Raw genomic sequence first — 21,331 nt, forward strand, 5'->3', positions numbered from 1 at the left:
TACGGGGGAGCGCTTTTAATCGTGTTTGCAGCAGAGTTACCGTTTATAGCGAATACCCTTACAAAAACGCGCAAGGAAGTTCATCCTGCTGCGACATTTCACGCTGGATCTCTGAATATGAGCCTTTTGGTCGCGCAATGGATTGCAGCAATCTTTTTATTGATCAGCCTGGTCCATCTGTACTGGGCGGCGGGTGGCAAGTGGGGTAGCGAGGCGGTGGTGCCGCGCGTACCCGGGGAGGGCGGTGAGGCATCAAGGCCCGCGTTCAAGCCCTCGGGCTTTGCCACGTTGCTGGTGGCGGTGGGTTTACTGCTGATCGCGATGCTGGTGTGCCTGCGGGTGGGGCTGTATCTGCCTACGGTGCATCATTGGTCGCTGCAATGGGTGATCAGCGCGATCGCGATGCTGATGTTCGCCCGGGCGATCGGCGATTCGAATTTGGTGGGGTTCTTCAAGCAGGAGAAGGGCTCGAGATTTGCCCGGCTGGATACGTGGGCGTATTCGCCGTTGTGTGTGGTGTTGGGGGCCGGGTTGTTGGCAGTCGCCTGGATTTGAGTCGACCGGACTGTTGCCATCGCGAGCAGGCTCGCTCCCTCAGGGATGTTGTGAACACGGAAGATCCAATGTGGGAGCGAGCCTGCTCGCGATGAGGCCCGCCCAATCAACAAAACTTCTGAACTTAACTCCCCGTTTCCGTCCGCCGACTACTCACCTCCGCCGGCACATCATCCCCCGCCATGCGCTTGCGAAACAGCGCCGCCCGGGCCAGCAATAGCGTGGTCACCGGCACGGTGATCGACAATAGAACCGGAATCAGCCAGGCATGCAGTACCGGCGCCGAGTTGAGCGCCGAAAAGTAAATGATCGAAGCCAATGCCACGCACCACGCGCCCAAGGTCGAGGCCAGCGCCGGCGGGTGCATGCGCTGGAAATAATCCTTCATCCGCAGCAGCCCGACCGCGCCGATCAGCGTAAACAGGCTGCTCAGCACCAGCAGAATCGCCACCGCGATTTCCACCCAAAGAGACAGTTCAGGCCTCATTCGATCACCTCGCCACGCAGCAGGAATTTGGCCAGGGCAAACGAGCCGACGAAGCCGAACAGGGCTATCAGCAGCGCCGCCTCGAAGTAAGTGTCACTGGCATAACGAATGCCCAGCGCGAGCATCATCAGCATGGCGATGATGTACAGGTAATCCAGGGCCAGAACCCGGTCCTGGGCCGACGGGCCCTTGAACAGCCGGATCAGGGTCAGAATCATCGCCATTGAAAAGATGAACAGGCTCAGCAGGATCGCGTTCGACAGCAATGCGCTCATTCGAAGATCTCCATCAAGGGGCGCTCGTAGGTCGTCTTGAAGTGCTGGATGAATTGGTTTTCGTCATCCAGATCGAAGACGTGCAGCAACAGAATGCTGCGATCCAGCGCCAGCTCCGACCAGACTGTGCCGGGCACTACCGTGCAGATCATCGACAGCGCCGCCAGGCCATTGGCATCGCGCAAGTCCAGCGGCACCTTGATGAACCGCGAGCGAGGCGCACGACGGCCCGCGTTGAGCACGCCCCAGGCCACGGCGAGGTTGGACACGAGCACGTCGCGCCCGACCAGCAAGAACAAACGCAGGATCACCCCGGGACGACGAATGCGGATCGGCAGCGGCCGCAGCTTGCGCATCATCAATGGCGCGCAGAACCCCAGCATGGCGCCCAGCAGCAGATTGCCGGGGCTCATCGACAGGTTCAATACCAGCCACAGTAGCCACAACGCCAGCGACAGCCACGGAGCAGGAAACAGACGCTTCATGGTTGCACCTCCAGCAGCGCTGTCTTGGCTTGCGGGCCTGGAATCACACGGGTATCGAGCACCGCCATCACGTATTGCTGCGGGTTGTTCAATGCATCGGCCGCCGCTTGGGTGTAGCGCAGCAGCGGTTCAGCCTTGAACGTCAGCGCAATGCTCAGCCCCAGCAAAATGACGATCGGCACGCATTCCAAGCGCCGTAGTAATGGCGACGGCCGCTCTTGTGGGGTCCAGAAACGCTGGATGCCCAAACGCGAAAAAGCGATCAGCGAGGCCAGACCGGACAGAATCAACAGGACGAGCAAACCCCATGCACCATTCGATATCGGTTCGTCGCTGCCATTACCCAGACCCAGCGGATTGAGCAGGGCGCTGAGCAGACTGAGTTTGCCGATAAACCCTGAAAGCGGCGGCATACCGATGATCAGCAGGGCGCAGGCGATGAAGCTCAAACCGAGGAATGCCATGGTCCAGGGAATCACCTGGCCGACCACGGCTTTGCGGTCGTCATCGAGGTTGAAGCCTTTGGGCGGTTGCAAAGACTCCAGGGGCCGGGGAAGCAACTCGCCGTCATCGAACAGCGGCATTTCGTTGGCCGAACGCGAGCGCTCGATCAACTCGGCCAGCAGGAACAGCGCACTCAAGGCCAGGGTCGAGCTGACCAGATAGAACAGCGCCGCGCCAATCAGGTTCGGCTGGGCGAAACCGATGGCCGACAACAGAATGCCTGCCGACACCAGAATGCTCAGGCTGGCCATGCGTTCCAGGCGTTGCGCGGCGAGAATCGCCACGGCGGCGCAGACGATGGTCGCCATGCCGCCGTAGATCAGCCAGTCGCCACCGAAGTACGCGGATGCCCCGGCCTGCCCGGAGAACAGCAGCGTCCACAGGCGCAGCAAGGTGTAGACGCCGACCTTGGTCATGATCGCGAACATCGCCGCCACCGGCGCGCTGGCCGCGGAATAGGCCGGCACCAGCCAGAAATTCAGTGGCCACATCCCGGCCTTGGCCAGGAATGCCACCGCCAGAATTGCCGCGCCGGCATGCAGCAAGCCGCGATCGGCTTCCGGCACCAGCGGGATTTTCAGCGCCAGGTCGGCCATGTTCAGCGTGCCGGTGACGCCGTAGATCAACGCCGCGCCAATCAGAAACAGCGACGAGGCCAGCAGGTTGATCGAGATGTAATGCAGCCCCGACGACACCCGCGCCCGGCCCGAACCGTGCAGCATCAGCCCGTAGGAAGCGGCCAGCAGCACTTCGAAAAACACGAACAGGTTGAACAGGTCCGCCGTCAGGAAGGCGCCGTACAGGCCCATCAACTGAATCTGAAACAGCGCGTGGAAACTCGAACCGGCGCCGTCCCAGCGGGCCATGGCGAACAGCAGGGCGCTGACGCCGATGATCCCGGTCAGCACCAGCATCAGCGCCGACAAACGATCGACCACCAGCACAATGCCGAACGGCACCTGCCAGTTGCCCGGCAGGTACACACCGATGGAGCCGGGCACGCCGGTGGTTTGCGTCCATTGCAGCAACATCACGGCAATGCCCAGCCCCAGCAGGCTGGAGAACAGATTGATTTTGGCCTTTAACGGACGGTGTTTCTCGCCCAGCATCAGCATCACCGCGGCGGTCAGCAGCGGTAGCAGAATCGGAGCAGCGATCAGGTGCGCCATCGGATTCATTCTTTAGGCTCCCGGCCATCCACATGGTCGGTGCCGGTCAGGCCCCGAGAGGCGAGCAGCACCACCAGGAACAGCGCGGTCATGGCGAAACTGATGACGATCGCGGTCAGCACCAACGCTTGCGGCAGCGGGTCGGTGTAGTGCAGCAAATCCTGAGGCACGCCGTCCTTGATGTTCGGCTCCTTGCCGATGAACAGGCTGCCCATGCTGAAGATGAACAGGTTGACGCCGTAGGACAGCAGGCACAGGCCCATGACCACCTGGAACGTCCGTGGCCGCAGCACCAGCCACACGCCGGACGCGGCCAACACACCGATGGCGATTGCGATGACTTCTTCCATCAGATGGCTCCTTGCGTGGCAGCCGCTTTGGCCGTGGGCTTGGGTTGCGCGCTGGTTTTATGACCGCGTACCGATTGGTGGGCGAGGGCGGTGAGGATCAACAGTGTCGAACCGACCACCACGGCGTACACGCCAATGTCGAAGAACAGCGCGCTGGCGATGTGAATATCGCCCAGCGGCGGCAATGTGAAATGCCAGGTGTGGGTGGTGAGGAATGGATAGCCAGCCGCCATCGCCCCGAGCCCGGTGACCGTGGCGACCAGCAGCCCGGTGCCCATCCAGCGCAGCGGTCGCAGGCTCATTTGCGCCTCGACCCACTGGGTGCCGGCGACCATGTATTGCAGGATGAACGCCACCGACATCACCAGACCGGCGACGAAACCGCCACCCGGTTGATTGTGCCCGCGCATGAACAGGTAGACCGACACCACAAACGCAATCGGCAGCAGCAGACGGACCAGCACCGCTGGCACCATCATGAAACCGAGCGCGGTGTCGCTGGCGTGACGCGGGTTGACCAGATCGGTGACCACGTCGGGTGCCAGCAAGCGCTGTTGGGCCGGCAGCTGCAGGCTTTCTTTCGGTGGGCGGAAACGTCGCAGCAGAGCGAACACGGCCAGGGCCACCGCCACCAGCACGGTGATTTCGCCGAGGGTGTCGAAGCCACGGAAGTCCACCAGCATCACGTTGACCACGTTGCTGCCGCCACCTTCGGGCAGTGCGCGACTGAGGTAGAACGAGGAAATGTCGTTGGGCGTCTGGCGGGTCAGCATCGCGTAGGACAGCAACGCCATGCCGCCACCGACCGCGATCGACAGCGCAAGGTCGCGAACCCTCCGCACCCGCGCCTTGCGCAGGCTGCTCGGCAACGGCGAGACCTCTTCGATCCGTCGCGGCAGCCAGCGCAGACCGAGGAGGATCAACACCGTGGTCACCACTTCCACTGCCAGTTGCGTCAGGGCCAGGTCCGGCGCCGAGAACCAGACGAAGGTCACGCAGGTCATCAAGCCGCAGACGCTGACCATGGTCAGGGCAGCGAGCCGGTGATACTTGGCTTGCCATGCCGCACCAAGGGCGCAGGCAATCGCCAGCAGCCAGAGGATCACGAACACGATCGAGCCCTGAATCTTCGGCCGGTCGCCCCAGCTCAGGCTGCTGTGCAGCATCGGGATCAACCCGGCCAGCACCGCGGCGAGCACCACCAGAAACAGCTGGGTTTGCAGGCGTCGGGTACTGATCCGCCGCTCCAGACGTCGGGCCAGGCGCATCATGATCACCAGGCTGCGCTCGAACAGGCGCTTGCCATTGAAGTGGCTGATCACCGGCGGGTGCGTGAAGCGGCCGCGCTTGAGCTGATTGCGCAGCAGCAGATAGAGGGTGATGCCGCATGACATGGCGATCAGACTCATGATCATCGGCGCGTTCCAGCCGTGCCAGATCGCCAGGCTGTACTCGGGCAGCGTGCCGCCCACCACCGGTAATGCCGCCGCCGCGAGCAACGGGCCGACCACTTGCGCCGGGAAGATCCCCACCACCAGACAGGTGAACACCAGCAATTCCACCGGCGCGCGCATCCAGCGTGGCGGCTCGTGCGGGGTGTGCGGCAGGTCGGTGGCGGTCGGGCCGAAGAACACATCGACCGTGAAGCGCAGGGAATAGGCCACGCTGAACGTCCCGGCGATGGTCGCGACGATGGGCAGGGTCATCTCGATCCAGGCTGTCGCGTTGATGAACACGGTTTCGGCGAAGAACATCTCTTTCGACAGGAAACCGTTGAGCAGCGGTACGCCGGCCATGGAGGCACTGGCGACCATGGCCAGGGTGGCGGTGAACGGGATCAGTTTGATAAGGCCGCTGAGTTTGCGAATGTCCCGGGTGCCGCTTTCGTGGTCGATGATCCCCGCAGCCATGAACAGAGAGGCTTTGAAGGTGGCGTGGTTGAGAATGTGGAACACCGCGGCCACGGCGGCCAGCGGACTGTTCAGCCCCAGCAGCAAAGTGATCAGGCCCAGATGGCTGATGGTCGAGTAAGCCAGCAGGCCCTTGAGGTCGTTCTGGAACATCGCACAATAAGCGCCGAGCAACAGGGTGCAGGCGCCGGCCCCGCTGACGATGTAGAACCATTCTTCACTGCCGGACAGCGACGGCCACAGGCGTGCGAGCAGGAAGACCCCGGCCTTGACCATGGTCGCCGAGTGCAGATACGCCGAAACCGGTGTCGGCGCCGCCATGGCGTGGGGCAGCCAGAAGTGGAAGGGGAACTGCGCACTTTTGCTCAGGGCGCCGATCAGGATCAGGGGAAGCAGAATAGGGTAGAGGGCATGTGCGCGAATCAGCTCGCCGGCGGCCAGGACCTTGTCCAGGTCATAGCTGCCGACCACATGGCCGAGCAGCATGACCCCCGCCAGCAAACACAGGCCGCCGGCACCGGTGACCATCAACGCCATATAGGCGCCACGTCGCGCATCGGCGCGGTGGTGCCAGTAGCCGATCAGCAGGAATGAGAAGAGGCTGGTCAGCTCCCAGAAAAACACGATCTGGATCAGGTTGCCGGAGATTACCAACCCGAGCATGGCGCCCATGAACGCCAGAAAAAACGCGAAGAACCGCGGCACCGGATCGTCCGGCGACATGTAGTAGCGGGCGTACAGAGAAACCAGCGTGCCGATGCCCAGCACCAGCATCGAGAACAGCCAGGCAAAACCGTCCATGCGCAGAACGAAGTTCAGGCCCAGGCTAGGTAGCCAGAAGAATTCTTCGCGAATCACGCCGCCATGGGCGATTTGCGGGTACAAGAGGGCGACCTGGACGGTGCCGATCAGGGCCACCACGCCAGCCAACAGCGATTCGGTATTACGCGCGTTGTGCGGCAGCAAGGCTGCCAGACAGCTGCCGATAAAAGGCAGAAGCAGTAGAACTATCAGGGACATAGGCTTCTAATCTGCGGAAGTTTGTTAAGCATCATACGTGCCAGCTCCCGGATCACCAAACGCCAAGCTGTCGCAGAATCCTACAAGGTAAACGGAAAATTCCTGTTTTTTCTTGTTTCAGATCGCTATCGATCGTTCCCACGCTCCCGCGTGGGAATGCCTCAATGGACGCTCTGCGTCCGCTCTTGGGACGCGGAGCGTCCCGGGCTGCATTCCCACGCAGAGCGTGGGAACGATCAGTGCTCGGCTTCGCGATCCAGATCGTCTTCAACCTCAAGAACCACCTTACCCTTAGTCTTCAACTCACTGACAATCACCGCCGCCACAATCAATCCCGCCCCGACCAACGCAATCGCCGGCAACCGCTCCCCGGCAATTCGCCCGACAATCCCGGCCCACACCGGCTCCCCGGCATAGATCAGCGTCGCCCGCGTCGGCGAAACACTCTTCTGCGCCCAGTTCATCGCCACCTGAATCGCCGCACTCGCCGCGCCCAGGCCCAGTGCGCTGCACAACAACAACCAGGAGAACCCCGGAATCACCTCCTGAGTCGGCACCACCATCAAAAAGGCCAGCACCGCAGTCACCGCCAGTTGCACCACCGTCACCCGGCGCACGTCGACCTGGCCGGCATAGGTGCTGATCAAAATGATCTCCGCCGCAATCGCCACGGCGCTGATCAATGTGGCGATTTCACCAGGGCTGAAATTAAACGAAGCGCCGGCAGGTCCCGACAGCAGCATCAACCCGGTAAAGGCCAGCATGATCCCGATGCTCGGCATCAACCCCGGCCGCCGACCCAGCACCAGCCATTGCAGCAACGGCACGAATGGCACATACAGCGCCGTAATAAACGCCGACTGGCTACTGGGAATGCTCTGCAAACCCACGGTCTGCAAGCCATAACCGAGCATGATCGCCACGCCGATGAACGACCCGGCCTTGAGTTCGAACAGGGTCAGTGCGCGCAGATGACGCCAGGAGAACAGGGCAACGATGCTTGCCGCCGCCGCAAAACGCAGACCGACGAAAAACATCGGCCCGCTGACGGTCATCGCGTGCTGCACCAGCAAAAAGGTCCCGCCCCAGACCATGGTGATCAGCACCAACACGCACTCAGCTTTGCTGAACCGTGAGAAACGGGAGGAAGCAGGGGAGGAGTTCACCGACGTCATGACCTTGCGCGCTACCTGAGGGAGACGCACAATGCGCCGGAAGTTGGGCAGTATACTGCGCAACACCATCAAGTGAGCAATATAGTGCACAAAGATTCCACCCAACGGGCTTCGGTTCTCCAGCACGTCAGCCAGAACGTTCGACGTCTGCGCCACGCCGCCGACATGAGCCAGACCGCTTTGGCCGAAAAGTCCGGGGTCAGCCGCCGGATGCTGGTGGCCATCGAGGCCGGCGAGAAGAACGTCAGCCTGACCACCCTCGACCGCGTGGCCGAAGCGCTGGATGTAGCCTTCAGCGACTTGATCCAGGCTCCCGACGCCCGCGACCCGAGTCGCATCAACGAACTGGCCTGGGCCGGCACCATCCCCGGCAGTAAAGCGGTGCTGTTGTCGAAAGCCACCGCCACCCGCGAAGTTGAACTGTGGGAATGGCGCCTCGAACCGGGCGAACATTACCCATCGGAACCGGATGCGGAAGGCTGGAGCGAACAGCTCTATGTGTTCGAAGGTTGCCTGACCCTGATGCTCGGCGACCAGCCACAGAAAATCGCCGCTGGTGAGTTCTTCATGTTCGCCAGCAACCAGCCCCATTCCTATCGCAACGACGGGGAAGTGGCGGCGCGGTTTGTGCGTAATGTGGTGATCTGACTGTTTGCCGACCAACACTGGATAAGCACTTTGCTGTTTTAAAGCTGCAAGTGTTTCTCGGATAGTTAATTAACCTATTGAAATAAAACAAATTTAATTTCAGGCACGACTCCTGCAAAAGCTCTCGGCATTCACCAGAATCCCGGAGTCGGCCCATGACAGCCTCTGCCCAACCCTTGCAAACCGCCCATGTGATCCACTCGGACGCCGAGGCGATTGCCGTCGCTCACAAGCTCGCCGCGCGCTTCACTATCGAGGCCAGTGCTCGTGACCGCGAGCGACGTCTGCCGGTCGCCGAACTCGACGAGTTCTCCGCCAGTGGTTTATGGGGCATCACCATTCCCAAAGAATACGGCGGTGCCGGCGTGTCCTACGTGACGGTCGCCGAAGTGATCAAGATCATTTCCGCCGCCGACCCGTCCCTCGGCCAGATCCCGCAAAACCATCTGGGCGTGCTCGATATCCTGCTGCAAACCGCCACCGAAGCGCAGAAGCGCTATTACTTTGGCAAAGTCCTGCAGGGCTACCGTTTCGGCAACGCCTTCTCCGAATCGAAAAGCAAGAATGCCGGTGCCTTTGAAACCCGTATCCGATTCGATAAAGACACCGCGCAAATCGACGGCGAGAAGTTCTACTGCACCGGCGCCTTGTTCGCGCACATCGTGCCGGCAGTGGCGGTCGATCAAGAGAACAAAGCTTTCATCGCCTTCATCGAGCGCGACAATCCCGGGTTGACGGTAATCGACAGCTGGGATGGTTTCGGCCAGCGCACCACTGCCAGCGGCGGCGTGACCCTGAACGCGGTGAATGTGCCTTTGAGCGCGGTGATCCCGGCCCACAAGGCGTTCGACGAACCCACCGCCGACGGCCCGATCTCGCAAATCATTCAGGCTGCGGTGGACACCGGCATCGCCGTCGGCGCCCTGGAAGAAACCAAGCGCTACGCTCGTGAAGCCCGACCGTGGATCGACAGCCAGCAGGATCACGGCTGGCAGGATCCGTTCAGCATCGCCGCGATCGGCGACCTCGAATGGCGGGTTCACGGCACCGAAGCCATCCTCAAAAAAGCCGGCCAAGCCATCGACGCCGCGTTACTCAAAGCCAATGAAGACACGGTTGCCCGCGCCTCGGTCGTGGTCGCCCAGGCGAAAGTTCTCTCTGCCGAAATCGCCTTGCTCACCAGCAGCAAACTCTTCGAACTCGCCGGCACCCGCTCGGTGCTCGGCAAGTACAACCTCGACCGTCACTGGCGCAACGCCCGGACGCACACCTTGCACGACCCGGCGCGCTGGAAATATCACTTGATCGGCAACTATCTGCTCAACGGCGTGAAGCCTGCGCGCCACGCCTGGAACTGAGGAGCGACCCATGAATGCCTTGACCCAACCGATTGTTGCCGGGCAGCCCCTGGCCAAAAGTCAGCACGACCTGCACAACGCTCGCAGCTTGTTCGATGCGACGTTGCGTTTCGTTCGCCAGCAGACCCAAGCCACCGATGATCCTTACGTCATCAGCCGCTTCGGCGACTTGCACATCCGTATCGAAGTCGCCGCCGCGCTGCTCGAACGCGCCGAAAACTTTCTGAACAGCGTTGATGACGATACGGAAATCAGCGTCGCCATCGCTGAGTCGCACCTGGCCAGCGCGGACGCGCTAAATGCCGTCAGCAATGCCGAATTCGAACTCACCGGCCAACGCACCGTGTTGCCTGGATCGCTGGATGATCCGTTGCGCTGGAAACTCCACCTCATTGGCAACTTCCGCCTCAACGGCATCCATCCACCCGGTGTGGGGAGTGCCGTCTGATGGCCCGTGAAATTCGTCTCAACGCCTTTGACATGAACTGCGTCGGCCACCAGTCGCCGGGTTTGTGGGCGCATCCGCGGGATCGATCCTGGCAGTACAAGGATCTCGAATACTGGACGGATCTGGCGAAAATCCTTGAGCGCGGCAAGTTCGACGGTTTGTTCATTGCCGACGTGCTGGGCATTTATGACGTCTACAACGGCAACGGTGACGCGGCGATTCGTCAGGCGGCGCAGGTGCCGGTCAACGATCCGCTGCAACTGATCCCGCCAATGGCATTGGTCACCGAGCATCTGGGGTTCGGACTGACTGCGTCGCTGTCCTTCGAACACCCGTATCCGTTCGCCCGACGCCTGTCGACCCTCGATCATCTGACCAAGGGCCGCGCCGGCTGGAACATTGTCACCTCGTATCTGGAAAGCGGTGCAAAGAACCTCGGCCAGAAAGCCCAGACCGAACACGACGCCCGTTATGACTTCGCCGAAGAGTACCTGGAGGTTTGCTACAAACTGTGGGAAGGCAGCTGGGAAGAGGGTGCGATCTTGCGGGATCGCGAACGGCGGATCTTCAGTGATCCGAGCAAAATCCACGAGATCCGGCACGTTGGTAAACACTTTCAGGTGCCAGGGATTCACCTCTGCGAGCCTTCACCGCAACGTACGCCGGTGCTGTATCAGGCCGGCGCCTCGAGTCGCGGCAAGCAGTTCGCCGCCGAGCACGCTGAGTGCGTGTTTGTCGCCGCGCCGTCGAAAGTGCTGCTGAAGAAAACCGTGGCCGACATCCGTCGCCGGGCGGCCGAGGCGGGGCGCGATCCGTCGAAGATCCTGATCTTCAATCTGCAAACCGTGATCCTCGGCGAGACCGACACCAAGGCCAAAGCCAAATTCGAGGAGTACAAAACCTGGGTCAGTTATGAGGGCGCCATGGCGCTGATCTCGGGCTGGACCGGGATCGATTTCAGCCAGTTCAGACCGGATGAACCGCTCAAGCATGTGCACACCAATGCGATTCAATCGGCGGTGGAGGCGTTCTCCACAGCGGACCCGAACAAGGTCTGGACGCCGAATGAACTGGCAGATTGGGTCGGGATTGGCGGTTTCGGGCCGCTGTTTGTCGGCAGCCCCGAGACCGTCGCCGATTTGCTGCAGGAATGGGTCGAGGAGACCGATGTGGATGGCTTCAACCTGGCTTATGCGCTGACCCACGAAACCTTCATCGACGCCGTGGAGTTGCTGGTGCCGGAGTTGCAGAAGCGTGGGGTGTACAAGACCGAATACACACCGGGGACCTTGCGCGAGAAGTTGTTTGGTGAAGGGGCGCGATTGCCGGAGATACATCCGGGTGCCGGTTATCGAGACCTGACGGCGTTGCGGCGGCAAGAGAAGAAAGCCGCGTCCGCTTAGGCGCCTTTCATGATCGTTCCCACGCTCTGCGTGGGAATGCAGCCCGGACGCTCCGCGTCCCTTCCGAAGCCGAACGCGGAGCGTCCGTTGAGGCATTCCCACGCAGAGCGTGGGAACGATCAGAATCAGAGGTAATTCAATGAGCGTACACGAACTCAAACGTCCGCCAATCGCGGACACTGCCGAGTGGCGGGTCTATCTGCCCAAGGCTTTGGAGCAATTGCGCCACTGGGCTCAGGTCAGCCCCTTGCAGCCGGCCTTGCGCCACAAACGCCACGGCCAGTGGTTCGTCTGGCGCTGGATCGATGTTTTGCGCGATGTCGAGCGGTTGGCCGATGGTTTGCGTCAGCAGGGTTTTACCGAAGACTCGCGCCTGGCCCTGAGCGGCGCGTTCGAGCCAGATCTGTTGCTGCTCGCATTGGCCGCCCGACATATCGGCGCCGAACTGCTGACGCCGCCGGACAACCTCGACTCCGAGGCGCTGCACAAAGCCTTGTGGCGCAGCCGTCCAACTCACGCCTTTGTTCAGGGGCGACAGACGCAGCAACTCTGGATCAACCAAGGCCTGACGCTGCTGAATTTCGCCGATCTGTTTGGCCCGGCGGACCCTGCGCAACGCCTCAACCGCTGGAATCAAGACGCGCAACTGTGGAGCGAAGAAGGCACTCAGTGGCAGCACGGCCTGACGGTGCTGCTGGAACAATGGCTGACCAGCGGCCAATCCCTGGCTTTCCCGGAAAGCCCCGGCAGCGCCAGCCGCGACCGTCGTGAAGTCGCGCCGTCCGGGCTGCTGCTGTCCGCCGAACGTCTGCAACTATTGGCCACAGAAATCGACAGCCGCCTCGCTCCCAATGGCACCTGGCGCCGACGTCTCTGCGATTGGGCCATCGCCCATCCGGAAAAAGGTTTGCAACGCTTGATCAAGAATCGCGTTCGCCGCCTGTTGGGCTTCCACAACCTGCATTTCATCTGGCAAGCCCCCCGCATTTCCGATGCTCAACCCGAGCCGACCTGGCTCGCTGAATTCAAACGGGACATCGCATGAGTTCGACTGATTCCATTCTGCAAGTCAGCGGTATTTCCCTGTCCTTCAAAGGCGTGAAGGCGATCAATGAACTGTCATTCGATGTGCGCCGGGGTGAGATCTGCGCGCTGATCGGGCCTAACGGCGCGGGCAAGAGTTCGCTGCTCAACGTGCTGAACGGCGTGTACCGCTTCGATGCCGGTTCGATTGCGTTCGAGCAACAGCCGTTCAAGCGTATCGACCCGTTGAGCGCCGCACGCCGGGGCATCGGTCGCACGTTCCAGAACAACGCACTGTTCAAGAAAATGAGTGTGATCGACAACATCCTCACCGGCCTGTCACGGCACCTGCGCAGCCGTTTCATTGAGCAGGCGCTGAACCTGCCAAGAGCCCGGCGTGAGGCTGAAGACTTCCGTCGGCAGGCCCAGGCCATTCTCGAATTCCTCGAACTGCAAGCCCATCGCGATGTGCCGGTGGGCAAGCTGTCCTACGGCCTGCAAAAACGTGTGGAGCTTGGCCGTGCCTTGATCGCCGGTCCCAGCCTGTTGCTGCTCGATGAGCCGATGGCCGGGATGAACGCCGAAGAGAAGCAGGAAATGGCCCGCTTCATCGCCGACATCAACCGCGACCTCGGCACCACGGTGGTGTTGATCGAGCACGACATGAGCGTGGTCATGGGCCTGTCCGACCATGTGGTGGTGCTCGATTACGGGCGCAAGGTCGGTGACGGTACGCCGGCCGAGGTGCAGGCCAATCCCGACGTTATCGCGGCGTATCTGGGAGTGGTGCACTGATGACGTTCTTCTTCGAAACCCTGCTCGGCGGCTTGCTCGCCGGGACCATGTATTCGCTGGTCGCGATCGGCTTCGTGCTGATCTACAAGGCCAGCGGCGTGTTCAATTTTGCCCAGGGCGCGATGCTGCTGTTTGCCGCGTTGACCTTTGTCAGCCTGCACGATCAAGGCGTGCCGTTCGCCTTGGCGCTGTTGCTGACCGTTGTGGTGATGATCCTCGGCGCGTTGCTGATCGAACGGCTGGTGTTGCGGCCATTGGTCAATCGCTCGCAGATCACCCTGTTCATGGCCACTCTCGGGTTGTCGTTCATCATCGAAGGCCTGGCCCAGGGCTTGATGGGTTCGCAAGTACGGGCGCTGGATCTGGGCATCGACGACGTGCCGCTGTTTATTGGCGGGATGATGGTCAGCCAGTTCGACCTGATTGCCGCAGCGGCCGCCATCGTGCTGGTGACGGTGTTGGCGCTGCTGTTCAACAAAACCCGCATTGGCGTGTCCCTGCGCGCGGTGGCGGATGACACCACCGCCGCGCTGTCGATCGGCATCAACCTCAACCGCATCTGGCAGATTGTCTGGGCGGTGGCCGGCATCGTCGGGCTGGTGGCGGGATTGTTGTGGGGCGCGCGCCAAGGCGTGCAGTTCTCGCTGTCGCTGGTGGTGCTCAAGGCCTTGCCGGTGTTGATCATCGGCGGCTTCACCTCGATTGGCGGGGCGATTGTCGGCGGGTTGATCGTCGGTGCGGCGGAGAACCTCGCCGAGGTGTACATCGGCCCGCTGATCGGCGGTGGTATTACCCCGTGGTTCGCTTACGTCCTGGCTTTGGCCTTCCTGTACATCCGTCCCGCCGGCCTGTTCGGCGAGCGCGCCATCGAGCGAGTCTGAACCCATGTCGATTTCCCTCACCCGCGAAACCGCGCCGGCGGTGTTGATTCAGCGCCGTGTGCCGATTGGTTTGATTGCGCTGTTGTTGATCGCCTTCGTGGTCGTGCCGCTGACCGGCAACGACTATTGGCTGAACGCTATTCTGATTCCGTTCCTGGTGCTGTCTCTGGCCGGGCTTGGCCTCAACTTGCTCACCGGTTACACCGGCCAGACCTCGGTCGGCGCGGCCGGTTTCATGGCGGTCGGCGCCTTTGCCACCTATGGTTTTCTACTGCGTTTGCCAGAGCTGGGTTTGCCGGTCGCGCTGCTCGGTGGCGGGCTGATCAGCGCGGTGGTGGGGTTTGTCTTTGGCCTGCCGAGTTCGCGGATCAAGGGCTTTTACCTGATGGTCACCACCCTGGCCGCGCAGTTTTTCCTGGAATGGCTGTTCGTCAAATTCCCCTGGTTCTACAACTACGGTTCGTCTGGAACCATTTCCGCGCCGAAACTGGCGCTGTTCGGCCATGACCTCAACACTCCATTGGGCCGCTATCTGCTGACCCTGACCACAGTGCTGCTGTTGACCTGGGTCGCGGTGAACCTGGTGAAAAGCCAGATCGGCCGCAACTGGATGGCGATTCGCGACATGGACACCGCCGCCGCAGTCATCGGCATTCCGGTGGTGCGCTACAAGCACCTGGCGTTCGCCGTCAGCTCGTTTTACCTCGGCATCGCCGGGGCGCTGTGGGCCTTTGCTTATCTGGGCACGGCCAGCGCCAGCAGCTTCGATATCAACCGGTCGTTCCAGATCCTGTTCATCATCATTATCGGTGGCATGGGCAGCATCGCCGGCAACTTTGTCGGCGCGGCGTTTATCAGCTTGCTGCCGATCCTGCTCAGCCATGCCGGGCAAGCCTTGTTCGGTGGTTCGGTGGACGCCGGCCAGTTGCAGAACCTGCAAAAAATCATCTTCGGCGTGCTGATCATCCTGTTTCTGATCAAGGAACCGGAAGGCCTGATTCGCCTCTTGAGCAACCTTCGTGAACGGCTGAGTCACTGGCCGCTGCGCTTCTGAATCCCCAACCTGGTAGAGAGACAACATGCGTGCATCCTTGAAACGTTCGTTGGCCGGCGTCGCCCTGACGCTGGCGGTATTCGGCAGTGCGGTGCCGATGGTTCAGGCCTCGCCAGACCAGCAGTTCTTCCCGTTGGCCACTTACCGGGTCGGCGCTTACGCCTCCAGTGGTGTGCAAGTGTGGGCCGGCATGCTCGATTACCTGAACTACATCAACGATGTGGAAGGCGGGATCAACGGCGTCAAACTGGTCTGGCAGGAATGCGAAACCGAGTGGACGGCGGAGAAGGGCATCGAGTGCTATGAGCGCTTCAAGAAAGGCCTGGATGGCGCCCCGGTGGCGATCTATTCACCCAATGGCGCACCGGCGGCGTATGCGTTGAGCGAGCGGGCGGAAGTCGACAAGATCCCGCTGATTACCCTCGGCTACGGTCGCACCGAAGCCACCGATGGCACGGTGTTCCCCTATAACTTTCCGGTGATGCTGACCTTCTATAGCGAGGCCTCGAGCCTGATCAACTACATCGCCCAGCGCGAGGGCGGGTTCGACAAACTCAAGGGCAAGAAGATCGCCACGGTTTATCACGACTCGGCTTACGGTCGGGAAACCCTTGGCCCGTTGAAGCTGCTGGCGGAGAAATACGGCTTCGAAAACATTCAGATCCCGGTGGCCGATCCAGGCAACGAGCAATCGGCGCAATGGCGGCAAGTGCGCCAGGTCAACCCGGACTGGGTGTTCCTGCGCACCTGGGGCGTGTCGACGCCGGTGGCGGTCAAGACGGCGGCGCGTTTCGGCTTCCCGGTGGACCACATCGTCGGCGACATCTGGGCCAGTTCCAGCGAAGACGTGTTGCCCGCGGGCGCCGCCGCCAAAGGTTATCTGGCGCTGACGCCATACCCGGCCGGCAGCGAGTTCGAGATCCACAAACGCCTCAAGCAAGCCATCCTCGACAAGGGCAAAAGCGACCTCAAGGACCTGAAGAATTTCGGCAGCGTCTATTACAACTCCGGGCTGGTGAACGCGGCAGTGATGGTGGAAGCGATCCGCACCGCCCAAGGCAAATTCGGCAAGCGGCCGCTTAATGGCGAAGAAGGGCGCTGGGGCCTGGAGCACCTGAACATCGATGACACGCGGCTCAAGGACATGGGCTACTTCGGCCTGATGCAGAACCTCAAGCTGTCTTGCAAGGATCATGAGGGGGGCGGTTCGGCGCGGGTGCAGCAGTGGGACGGCGCCAACTGGACGCTGATCAGCGACTGGATCCCCGCCGACCGTGCGTTGCTGCGGCCATTGATCGATGAAAAATCCGCCGCGTTCGCCAAGGAAAAAAGCCTGACGCCACGCACCTGCACCGGGGATGAATAACGTATGAGTCAAGCCGCCAGCGACATTGCCGCCAATGATCTGTTGCAAGTCAATGACATCGAAGTGATCTACGACGGGGCGATCCTGGCCGTGGCTGGGGTGTCGCTGACGGTGCCCAAGGGCGGCATCGTCGCGTTGCTTGGGGCCAATGGTGCGGGCAAAAGCACCACGCTCAAGGCGATTTCCGGGTTGGTGCGGGCCGAGCGCGCGGAGGTCAGCCGAGGGACGATCGAGTTTCTCGGACGCGATACCGCAGGGGTTAATCCGAGCGTTCGCGTGCGCCAGGGCATGGTGCATGTGCTGGAGGGCCGGCACGTGTTCCCACAACTGACAGTGGAGGACAATCTGCGCAGCGGCGGCTTCGTTCGCGGTCTGAGCCGCAAAGACCTGGCGGCGGATCTGGAGCGCATCTACGCTTGGTTTCCACGCCTGAAAACCAAGCGCAAGACCCGGGCCGGGCTGACCTCCGGTGGTGAACAGCAGATGGTCGCCATTGGCCGGGCGTTGATGACACGTCCTACTTTGGTATTGCTCGACGAACCTTCCATGGGTTTGGCGCCTATTATCGTCCAGGAGATTTTCGAAATCGTGGCGCAACTCAATCGAGACGAGCAGGTGAGCTTCCTGATTGCCGAACAAAATATTAACGTGGCACTCAAGTACGCCTCAAAGGCCTACGTCCTCGACACCGGTCGCGTGGTGCTGTCCGGTACCGCCGATGAGTTACTGGCACGGGGCGATCTGCACGACTTCTATTTAGGTAAACACTGATCAATGAGAACGCCATGACTGACACCCAAAGCGGACAGGCAACCGACGCCATCCGCCACGCGGACATCCTGATCATCGGCGGCGGTCTCAGCGGCGCGATGCTGGCGGCGCAGTTGATGCGCTTGCCGGGCAAGCGGCAGGTGCTGGTGATCGAACCCCGCGCCGAACTCGGTCGGGGCGAAGCGTACAGCGCGGTGGAGTTGGGCCATACGCTCAACGGCAACGCGGCGCGGATGAGCGTCGATCCTGACAACGCTGATGATTTGACCCAATGGCTGATCGAGTACATCGCGGCGGGTGGTTGGCCGGAGTCGGATCAGCAGCATGTGCCGATCAGTGAATTGTTTCCGCCGCGCGGGTTGTTCGGCGTTTATGTGCAGCAGCGTTTGGCCGAAGCGCAGGCGGTGGGCGCATTGAATGGTTCGAGTGTCGAGCATGTACGGGCCGAGGTGGTCGACCTGCAAACCCGGGACAACGCTGTATTGCTGACCTTGAGTAACGGGCAACGTTTGCAAGGTGCCTATGCGGTGCTGGCCACCGGCATGTTCCCCGCCGCGCGCACGCCGCAAACCGAATCCAGCGGCTTGAACGCAGCGGCGCTCGACCCATGGGATGTGACCGCCATGCGTCAGCTCGATCCGCAGTCGACGGTGCTGATCATCGGCTCGGGCCTGACCATGGTCGATGCCGTGGTGTCGCTGGAACAGGCCGGGCATCGCGGACCGATCGAAGTGTTTTCCCGGCATGGGCTGCTGCCGCATGTGCGGCGACAGCCTCCGGCCTGGGCGGATTTCCTGGCCGAGAATCACAGCATTCGCACGCCGCGTCAGTTGGTGCGCGAACTGCGTCGGCATTGCCGCGACGCCATCGCGCAGGGCATAGACTGGCAAGCGCCGCTCGACACCGTGCGGGCGCACATCGGGCGGTTGTGGAGTCAGGCGACGGATGTGCAGCGTCGCCAGTTTGTGCGGCATGTACGGCCGTGGTGGGAAAGCCATCACCATCGCTCGCCACCATTGAGTGCCGAGTTGGTGGAACGGTTGCACGGGGAAGGGCGGTTGCGGATTCAGGCTGCATCGTTCAAAGGGTTGGAGCCTTCGTTGAACGGGGAGGTCAGCATTCGTATTCGTCGTCGGGGCGAGGCGCAGATTTGTATCGTCAGCGGCGCGGCGCTGATCAACTCCAGTGGCATCGAATACGACTGGCGACGGGTAGCGAGGCCATTGCCGCAGCAGCTATTGGCGCGCGGTCTGGTGCGGCCGGGGCCATTGGCGCTGGGCATTGCCGCCGCGGATGACGGCGCGGTAATAAGCGCCGATGGGCAAGTCGCCAGCCGTTTGTTCGCCATGGGCCCACCGTTGCGCGGGATGTGGTGGGAGAGCACGGCGGTGACCGACGTGGCGAGCCAGGCCAAGTCTCTTGCGGCGCGATTGGCGGATTGACCGAAAGGTGGAGGGTGTTTTTTCGGGCCTCATCGCGGGCAAGCCCGCTCCCACAGTGATCGGTATCGTTCACTAATTCTTTGGTCAACGCAGATACCTGTGGGAGCGGGCTTGCCCGCGATGAGGCCAGCCCATCCACCACAAGGCTCAGCGTCAGACCACTAAACAAGCACTGTTTAAACGACACTTCCAGACACTCACTCAGGCTACACATTCTTGCGCCGTTGCCTACGACTGCGCCAGAATCCGCCGGCTTGTGCGCCTTGAAGCCGGGCTCTATCGTTTCCGGGTCGCTGACGAATCAGCGATCGGGTCTCGCAGCCTGTGTATCTCTAGACGCACAACATCCTCCGTTCGTGAACAGGTACGCCTGTCCGTTCATGTTATGGCGGCTGTACGTGGGAGACCTTCGGGTCTGCCGGTTCTAGAGTCCCGGTCTGCGACCTGCGTATAGCTGCCACCTCTTTTCGTCTCGCAGCGAACCGAATCCCTGGCGTCAGCGAGCGTGATGCTCAGTGAGTTCGCCGGGTTGATGGACATGCCATATCGCAACATGATGTTGGGGATTCAATCGGTGGTCATGCTTGGTGAGCTGGCCGTCAATCGAGTGCTGGATAACCTCGACCCGCGAGGTTAGCGAGGATGATCGTTCCCATGCTCTGCGTGGGAATGCAGCCCGGGACGCTCCGCGTCCCTTCCAGAGCCGAACGCAGAGCGTCCGTTGAGGCATTCCCACGCAGAGCGTGGGAACGATCAAAACCCTGCATCACGCGGGGTTTCTTGTCAAAGTGTGGGAGCGGGCTGATGTTAAAGCTCACATCAATATTGTTACGCCACCACCTGATAACACGGTACATACTCCGCGCCGCCCGGCAGTTTCATCCGGTGTTGGGCGACGAAGGCTTTGAGCAATTTGTCCAGCGGTTGCATGACGGCGGCATCGCCACGGATCTGGTACGGCCCGTGTTCTTCGATCAGGCGGATGCCCTTGTCCTTGACGTTGCCGGCGACGATGCCGGAGAACGCACGGCGCAGGTTGGCGGCCAGTTCGTGGGACGGCAGATTGCGGCTCAGTTGCAGGTTGGCCATGTTGGCGTGGGTCGGGTCGAACGGGCGCTGGAAGCCTTCGTCGATTTTCAGCAGCCAGTTGAAATGGAACGCGTCGTTGCGCTCACGACGGAACTGTTTGACCGCTTTGAGGCCTTGAGTCATCTGCCGCGCCACTTCAGCCGGGTCGTCGATGATGATTTCGTAGTGTTGCTGCGCAGCTTCGCCGAGGGTGGCACCGACGAAGGCGTGCAACTGCTCCAGGTACGGCGCGGCGCTTTTCGGTCCGGTGAGGACCACGGGGAAGGGCAGGCTTTCGTTGTCCGGGTGCATCAGGATGCCGAGCAGGTACAGAAACTCTTCGGCTGTGCCCGCGCCGCCCGGGAAAATGATGATGCCGTGTCCGACGCGGACGAACGCTTCCAGGCGTTTCTCGATGTCCGGCAGGATCACCAGTTCGTTGACGATCGGGTTCGGCGCTTCGGCGGCGATGATCCCCGGCTCGGTCAAGCCGAGGTAGCGGCCGCCGTGGATGCGCTGTTTGGCGTGGGCGATGGTCGCGCCTTTCATCGGGCCTTTCATCACGCCCGGGCCGCAACCGGTGCAGATGTCCAGGCTGCGCAGGCCGAGTTCGTGGCCGACTTTCTTGGTGTATTTGTATTCTTCGGTGTTGATCGAGTGGCCGCCCCAGCACACCACGATTTTCGGTTCGACGCCGGGGCGCAGGGTGCGGGCGTTGCGCAGCAGGTGGAAGACGTAATCGCTGATGCCCTGGGAGGTGCTCAGGTCGATGCTCAAGGCGTCGAGTTCGTTTTCGGTGTAGACGATGTCGCGCAGGGCGCTGAAGAGCATTTCCCGGGTGCTGGCGATCATTTCGCCGTCGACGAAGGCGTCGGCCGGGGCGTTCAGCAGTTCCAGGCGTACGCCGCGGTCTTGCTGGTGAATGCGGATTTCGAAGTCTTTGTAGGCTTCCAGAATGGTCTTGGCGTTATCGACGTGGGCGCCAGTATTGAGGATGGCCAGGGCGCACTGGCGGAATAGGGTGTAGGTGACGCCGGTTCCGGCTTCGCTCAGTTGTTGTACTTCACGTTGGGACAGTGTTTCCAGGCTGCCTTTAGGGCTGACCGAGGCGTTGATTACGTGTCGTTGGGTCATTCAATGATCC

20 protein-coding genes and 1 pseudogene are annotated in these 21,331 nt (G+C 61.5%); 13 read left to right on the forward strand and 8 right to left on the reverse strand.

All coding sequences use genetic code 11. From position 1 onward, the window contains the following. Positions 1 to 117 precede the first annotated feature (117 nt). On the forward strand, positions 118 to 555 hold the full coding sequence (locus AB4O41_RS28060; protein ID WP_123360815.1) for a DUF3995 domain-containing protein: 438 nt from the start codon (positions 118 to 120) through the stop codon (positions 553 to 555). 124 nt (positions 556 to 679) lie between these two features. Here the strand turns inward: AB4O41_RS28060 and AB4O41_RS28065 are convergent, their stop codons facing one another. From AB4O41_RS28065 to AB4O41_RS28095, 7 genes are all read right to left on the reverse strand, one after another. After that, positions 680 to 1,042: a Na+/H+ antiporter subunit G gene (locus tag AB4O41_RS28065; protein WP_460145530.1), complete on the reverse strand. Its 363-nt coding sequence runs from the start codon at positions 1,040 to 1,042 to the stop codon at positions 680 to 682. Next, positions 1,039 to 1,317, reverse strand: a complete 279-nt coding sequence (locus AB4O41_RS28070; protein ID WP_008012107.1) for a K+/H+ antiporter subunit F — start codon at positions 1,315 to 1,317, stop codon at positions 1,039 to 1,041. Before AB4O41_RS28070 ends, AB4O41_RS28065 begins: the two co-directional genes overlap by 4 nt. Further along, positions 1,314 to 1,802 carry a Na+/H+ antiporter subunit E gene (locus AB4O41_RS28075; protein WP_460145531.1) on the reverse strand — a complete coding sequence of 163 codons (489 nt, stop codon included), beginning with the start codon at positions 1,800 to 1,802 and terminating at the stop codon, positions 1,314 to 1,316. Before AB4O41_RS28075 ends, AB4O41_RS28070 begins: the two co-directional genes overlap by 4 nt. Next, a complete protein-coding gene (locus AB4O41_RS28080) occupies positions 1,799 to 3,484 on the reverse strand; it encodes a monovalent cation/H+ antiporter subunit D (RefSeq protein ID WP_460145532.1) in 1,686 nt (561 codons plus the stop codon). The genes AB4O41_RS28075 and AB4O41_RS28080 overlap by 4 nt, the downstream gene beginning before the upstream one ends. Beyond that, positions 3,481 to 3,825 carry a Na+/H+ antiporter subunit C gene (locus AB4O41_RS28085; RefSeq protein ID WP_008029186.1) on the reverse strand — a complete coding sequence of 115 codons (345 nt, stop codon included), beginning with the start codon at positions 3,823 to 3,825 and terminating at the stop codon, positions 3,481 to 3,483. Before AB4O41_RS28085 ends, AB4O41_RS28080 begins: the two co-directional genes overlap by 4 nt. Next, on the reverse strand, positions 3,825 to 6,755 hold the full coding sequence (locus AB4O41_RS28090) for a monovalent cation/H+ antiporter subunit A (RefSeq protein WP_460145533.1): 2,931 nt from the start codon (positions 6,753 to 6,755) through the stop codon (positions 3,825 to 3,827). The genes AB4O41_RS28085 and AB4O41_RS28090 overlap by 1 nt, the downstream gene beginning before the upstream one ends. Positions 6,756 to 6,991: 236 nt before the next feature. Next, positions 6,992 to 7,999, reverse strand: a complete 1,008-nt coding sequence (locus AB4O41_RS28095) for a DMT family transporter (protein ID WP_460148445.1) — start codon at positions 7,997 to 7,999, stop codon at positions 6,992 to 6,994. Positions 8,000 to 8,014: 15 nt separating this feature from the next. On the opposite strand from AB4O41_RS28095, the gene AB4O41_RS28100 reads away from it, so the two are divergent. The 12 genes and pseudogenes from AB4O41_RS28100 to AB4O41_RS28155 all read left to right on the forward strand — a co-directional run. Next, a complete protein-coding gene (locus AB4O41_RS28100; protein WP_448724523.1) occupies positions 8,015 to 8,578 on the forward strand; it encodes a helix-turn-helix domain-containing protein in 564 nt (187 codons plus the stop codon). A gap of 155 nt (positions 8,579 to 8,733) precedes the next feature. Continuing rightward, positions 8,734 to 9,936, forward strand: a complete 1,203-nt coding sequence (locus AB4O41_RS28105) for an SfnB family sulfur acquisition oxidoreductase (RefSeq protein ID WP_460145534.1) — start codon at positions 8,734 to 8,736, stop codon at positions 9,934 to 9,936. A 10-nt stretch (positions 9,937 to 9,946) separates the two neighbouring features. Continuing rightward, on the forward strand, positions 9,947 to 10,384 hold the full coding sequence (locus AB4O41_RS28110; RefSeq protein WP_460145535.1) for an acyl-CoA dehydrogenase: 438 nt from the start codon (positions 9,947 to 9,949) through the stop codon (positions 10,382 to 10,384). Continuing rightward, complete coding sequence (locus AB4O41_RS28115; protein WP_460145536.1) at positions 10,384 to 11,787, forward strand: LLM class flavin-dependent oxidoreductase; 1,404 nt, start codon at positions 10,384 to 10,386, stop codon at positions 11,785 to 11,787. The genes AB4O41_RS28110 and AB4O41_RS28115 overlap by 1 nt, the downstream gene beginning before the upstream one ends. Positions 11,788 to 11,926: 139 nt before the next feature. Beyond that, complete coding sequence (locus AB4O41_RS28120) at positions 11,927 to 12,832, forward strand: AMP-binding protein (RefSeq protein WP_460145537.1); 906 nt, start codon at positions 11,927 to 11,929, stop codon at positions 12,830 to 12,832. Further along, positions 12,829 to 13,605, forward strand: coding sequence for an ABC transporter ATP-binding protein (locus tag AB4O41_RS28125; RefSeq protein WP_460145538.1), 777 nt, complete (start codon positions 12,829 to 12,831; stop codon positions 13,603 to 13,605). The genes AB4O41_RS28120 and AB4O41_RS28125 overlap by 4 nt, the downstream gene beginning before the upstream one ends. Continuing rightward, on the forward strand, positions 13,605 to 14,486 hold the full coding sequence (locus AB4O41_RS28130) for a branched-chain amino acid ABC transporter permease (RefSeq protein WP_460145539.1): 882 nt from the start codon (positions 13,605 to 13,607) through the stop codon (positions 14,484 to 14,486). The genes AB4O41_RS28125 and AB4O41_RS28130 overlap by 1 nt, the downstream gene beginning before the upstream one ends. A 4-nt stretch (positions 14,487 to 14,490) precedes the next feature. Continuing rightward, positions 14,491 to 15,540, forward strand: a complete 1,050-nt coding sequence (locus AB4O41_RS28135) for a branched-chain amino acid ABC transporter permease (RefSeq protein WP_217858502.1) — start codon at positions 14,491 to 14,493, stop codon at positions 15,538 to 15,540. Positions 15,541 to 15,565: 25 nt separating this feature from the next. Continuing rightward, complete coding sequence (locus AB4O41_RS28140; protein WP_460145540.1) at positions 15,566 to 16,906, forward strand: ABC transporter substrate-binding protein; 1,341 nt, start codon at positions 15,566 to 15,568, stop codon at positions 16,904 to 16,906. Positions 16,907 to 16,909: 3 nt separating this feature from the next. After that, positions 16,910 to 17,677 (forward strand): ABC transporter ATP-binding protein, encoded by a 768-nt coding sequence (locus AB4O41_RS28145; protein WP_460145541.1) that lies wholly within the window; start codon positions 16,910 to 16,912, stop codon positions 17,675 to 17,677. A 14-nt stretch (positions 17,678 to 17,691) separates the two neighbouring features. Further along, on the forward strand, positions 17,692 to 19,119 hold the full coding sequence (locus tag AB4O41_RS28150; RefSeq protein WP_460145542.1) for an FAD/NAD(P)-binding protein: 1,428 nt from the start codon (positions 17,692 to 17,694) through the stop codon (positions 19,117 to 19,119). A 484-nt stretch (positions 19,120 to 19,603) separates the two neighbouring features. Beyond that, positions 19,604 to 19,756 (forward strand): annotated as a pseudogene (locus AB4O41_RS28155) (DUF6124 family protein); the annotation flags it as partial. Positions 19,757 to 19,947: 191 nt separating this feature from the next. Here AB4O41_RS28155 and ppnN read toward each other — a convergent pair. After that, the gene (gene ppnN / locus AB4O41_RS28160) at positions 19,948 to 21,321 is read right to left on the reverse strand and encodes a nucleotide 5'-monophosphate nucleosidase PpnN (RefSeq protein WP_367375143.1); all 1,374 of its coding nucleotides are present in this window, start codon (positions 21,319 to 21,321) and stop codon (positions 19,948 to 19,950) included. Between the last annotated feature and the right edge of the window lie 10 nt (positions 21,322 to 21,331).

The sequence above is a fragment of the Pseudomonas sp. S2_A02 genome, assembly GCF_054668495.1.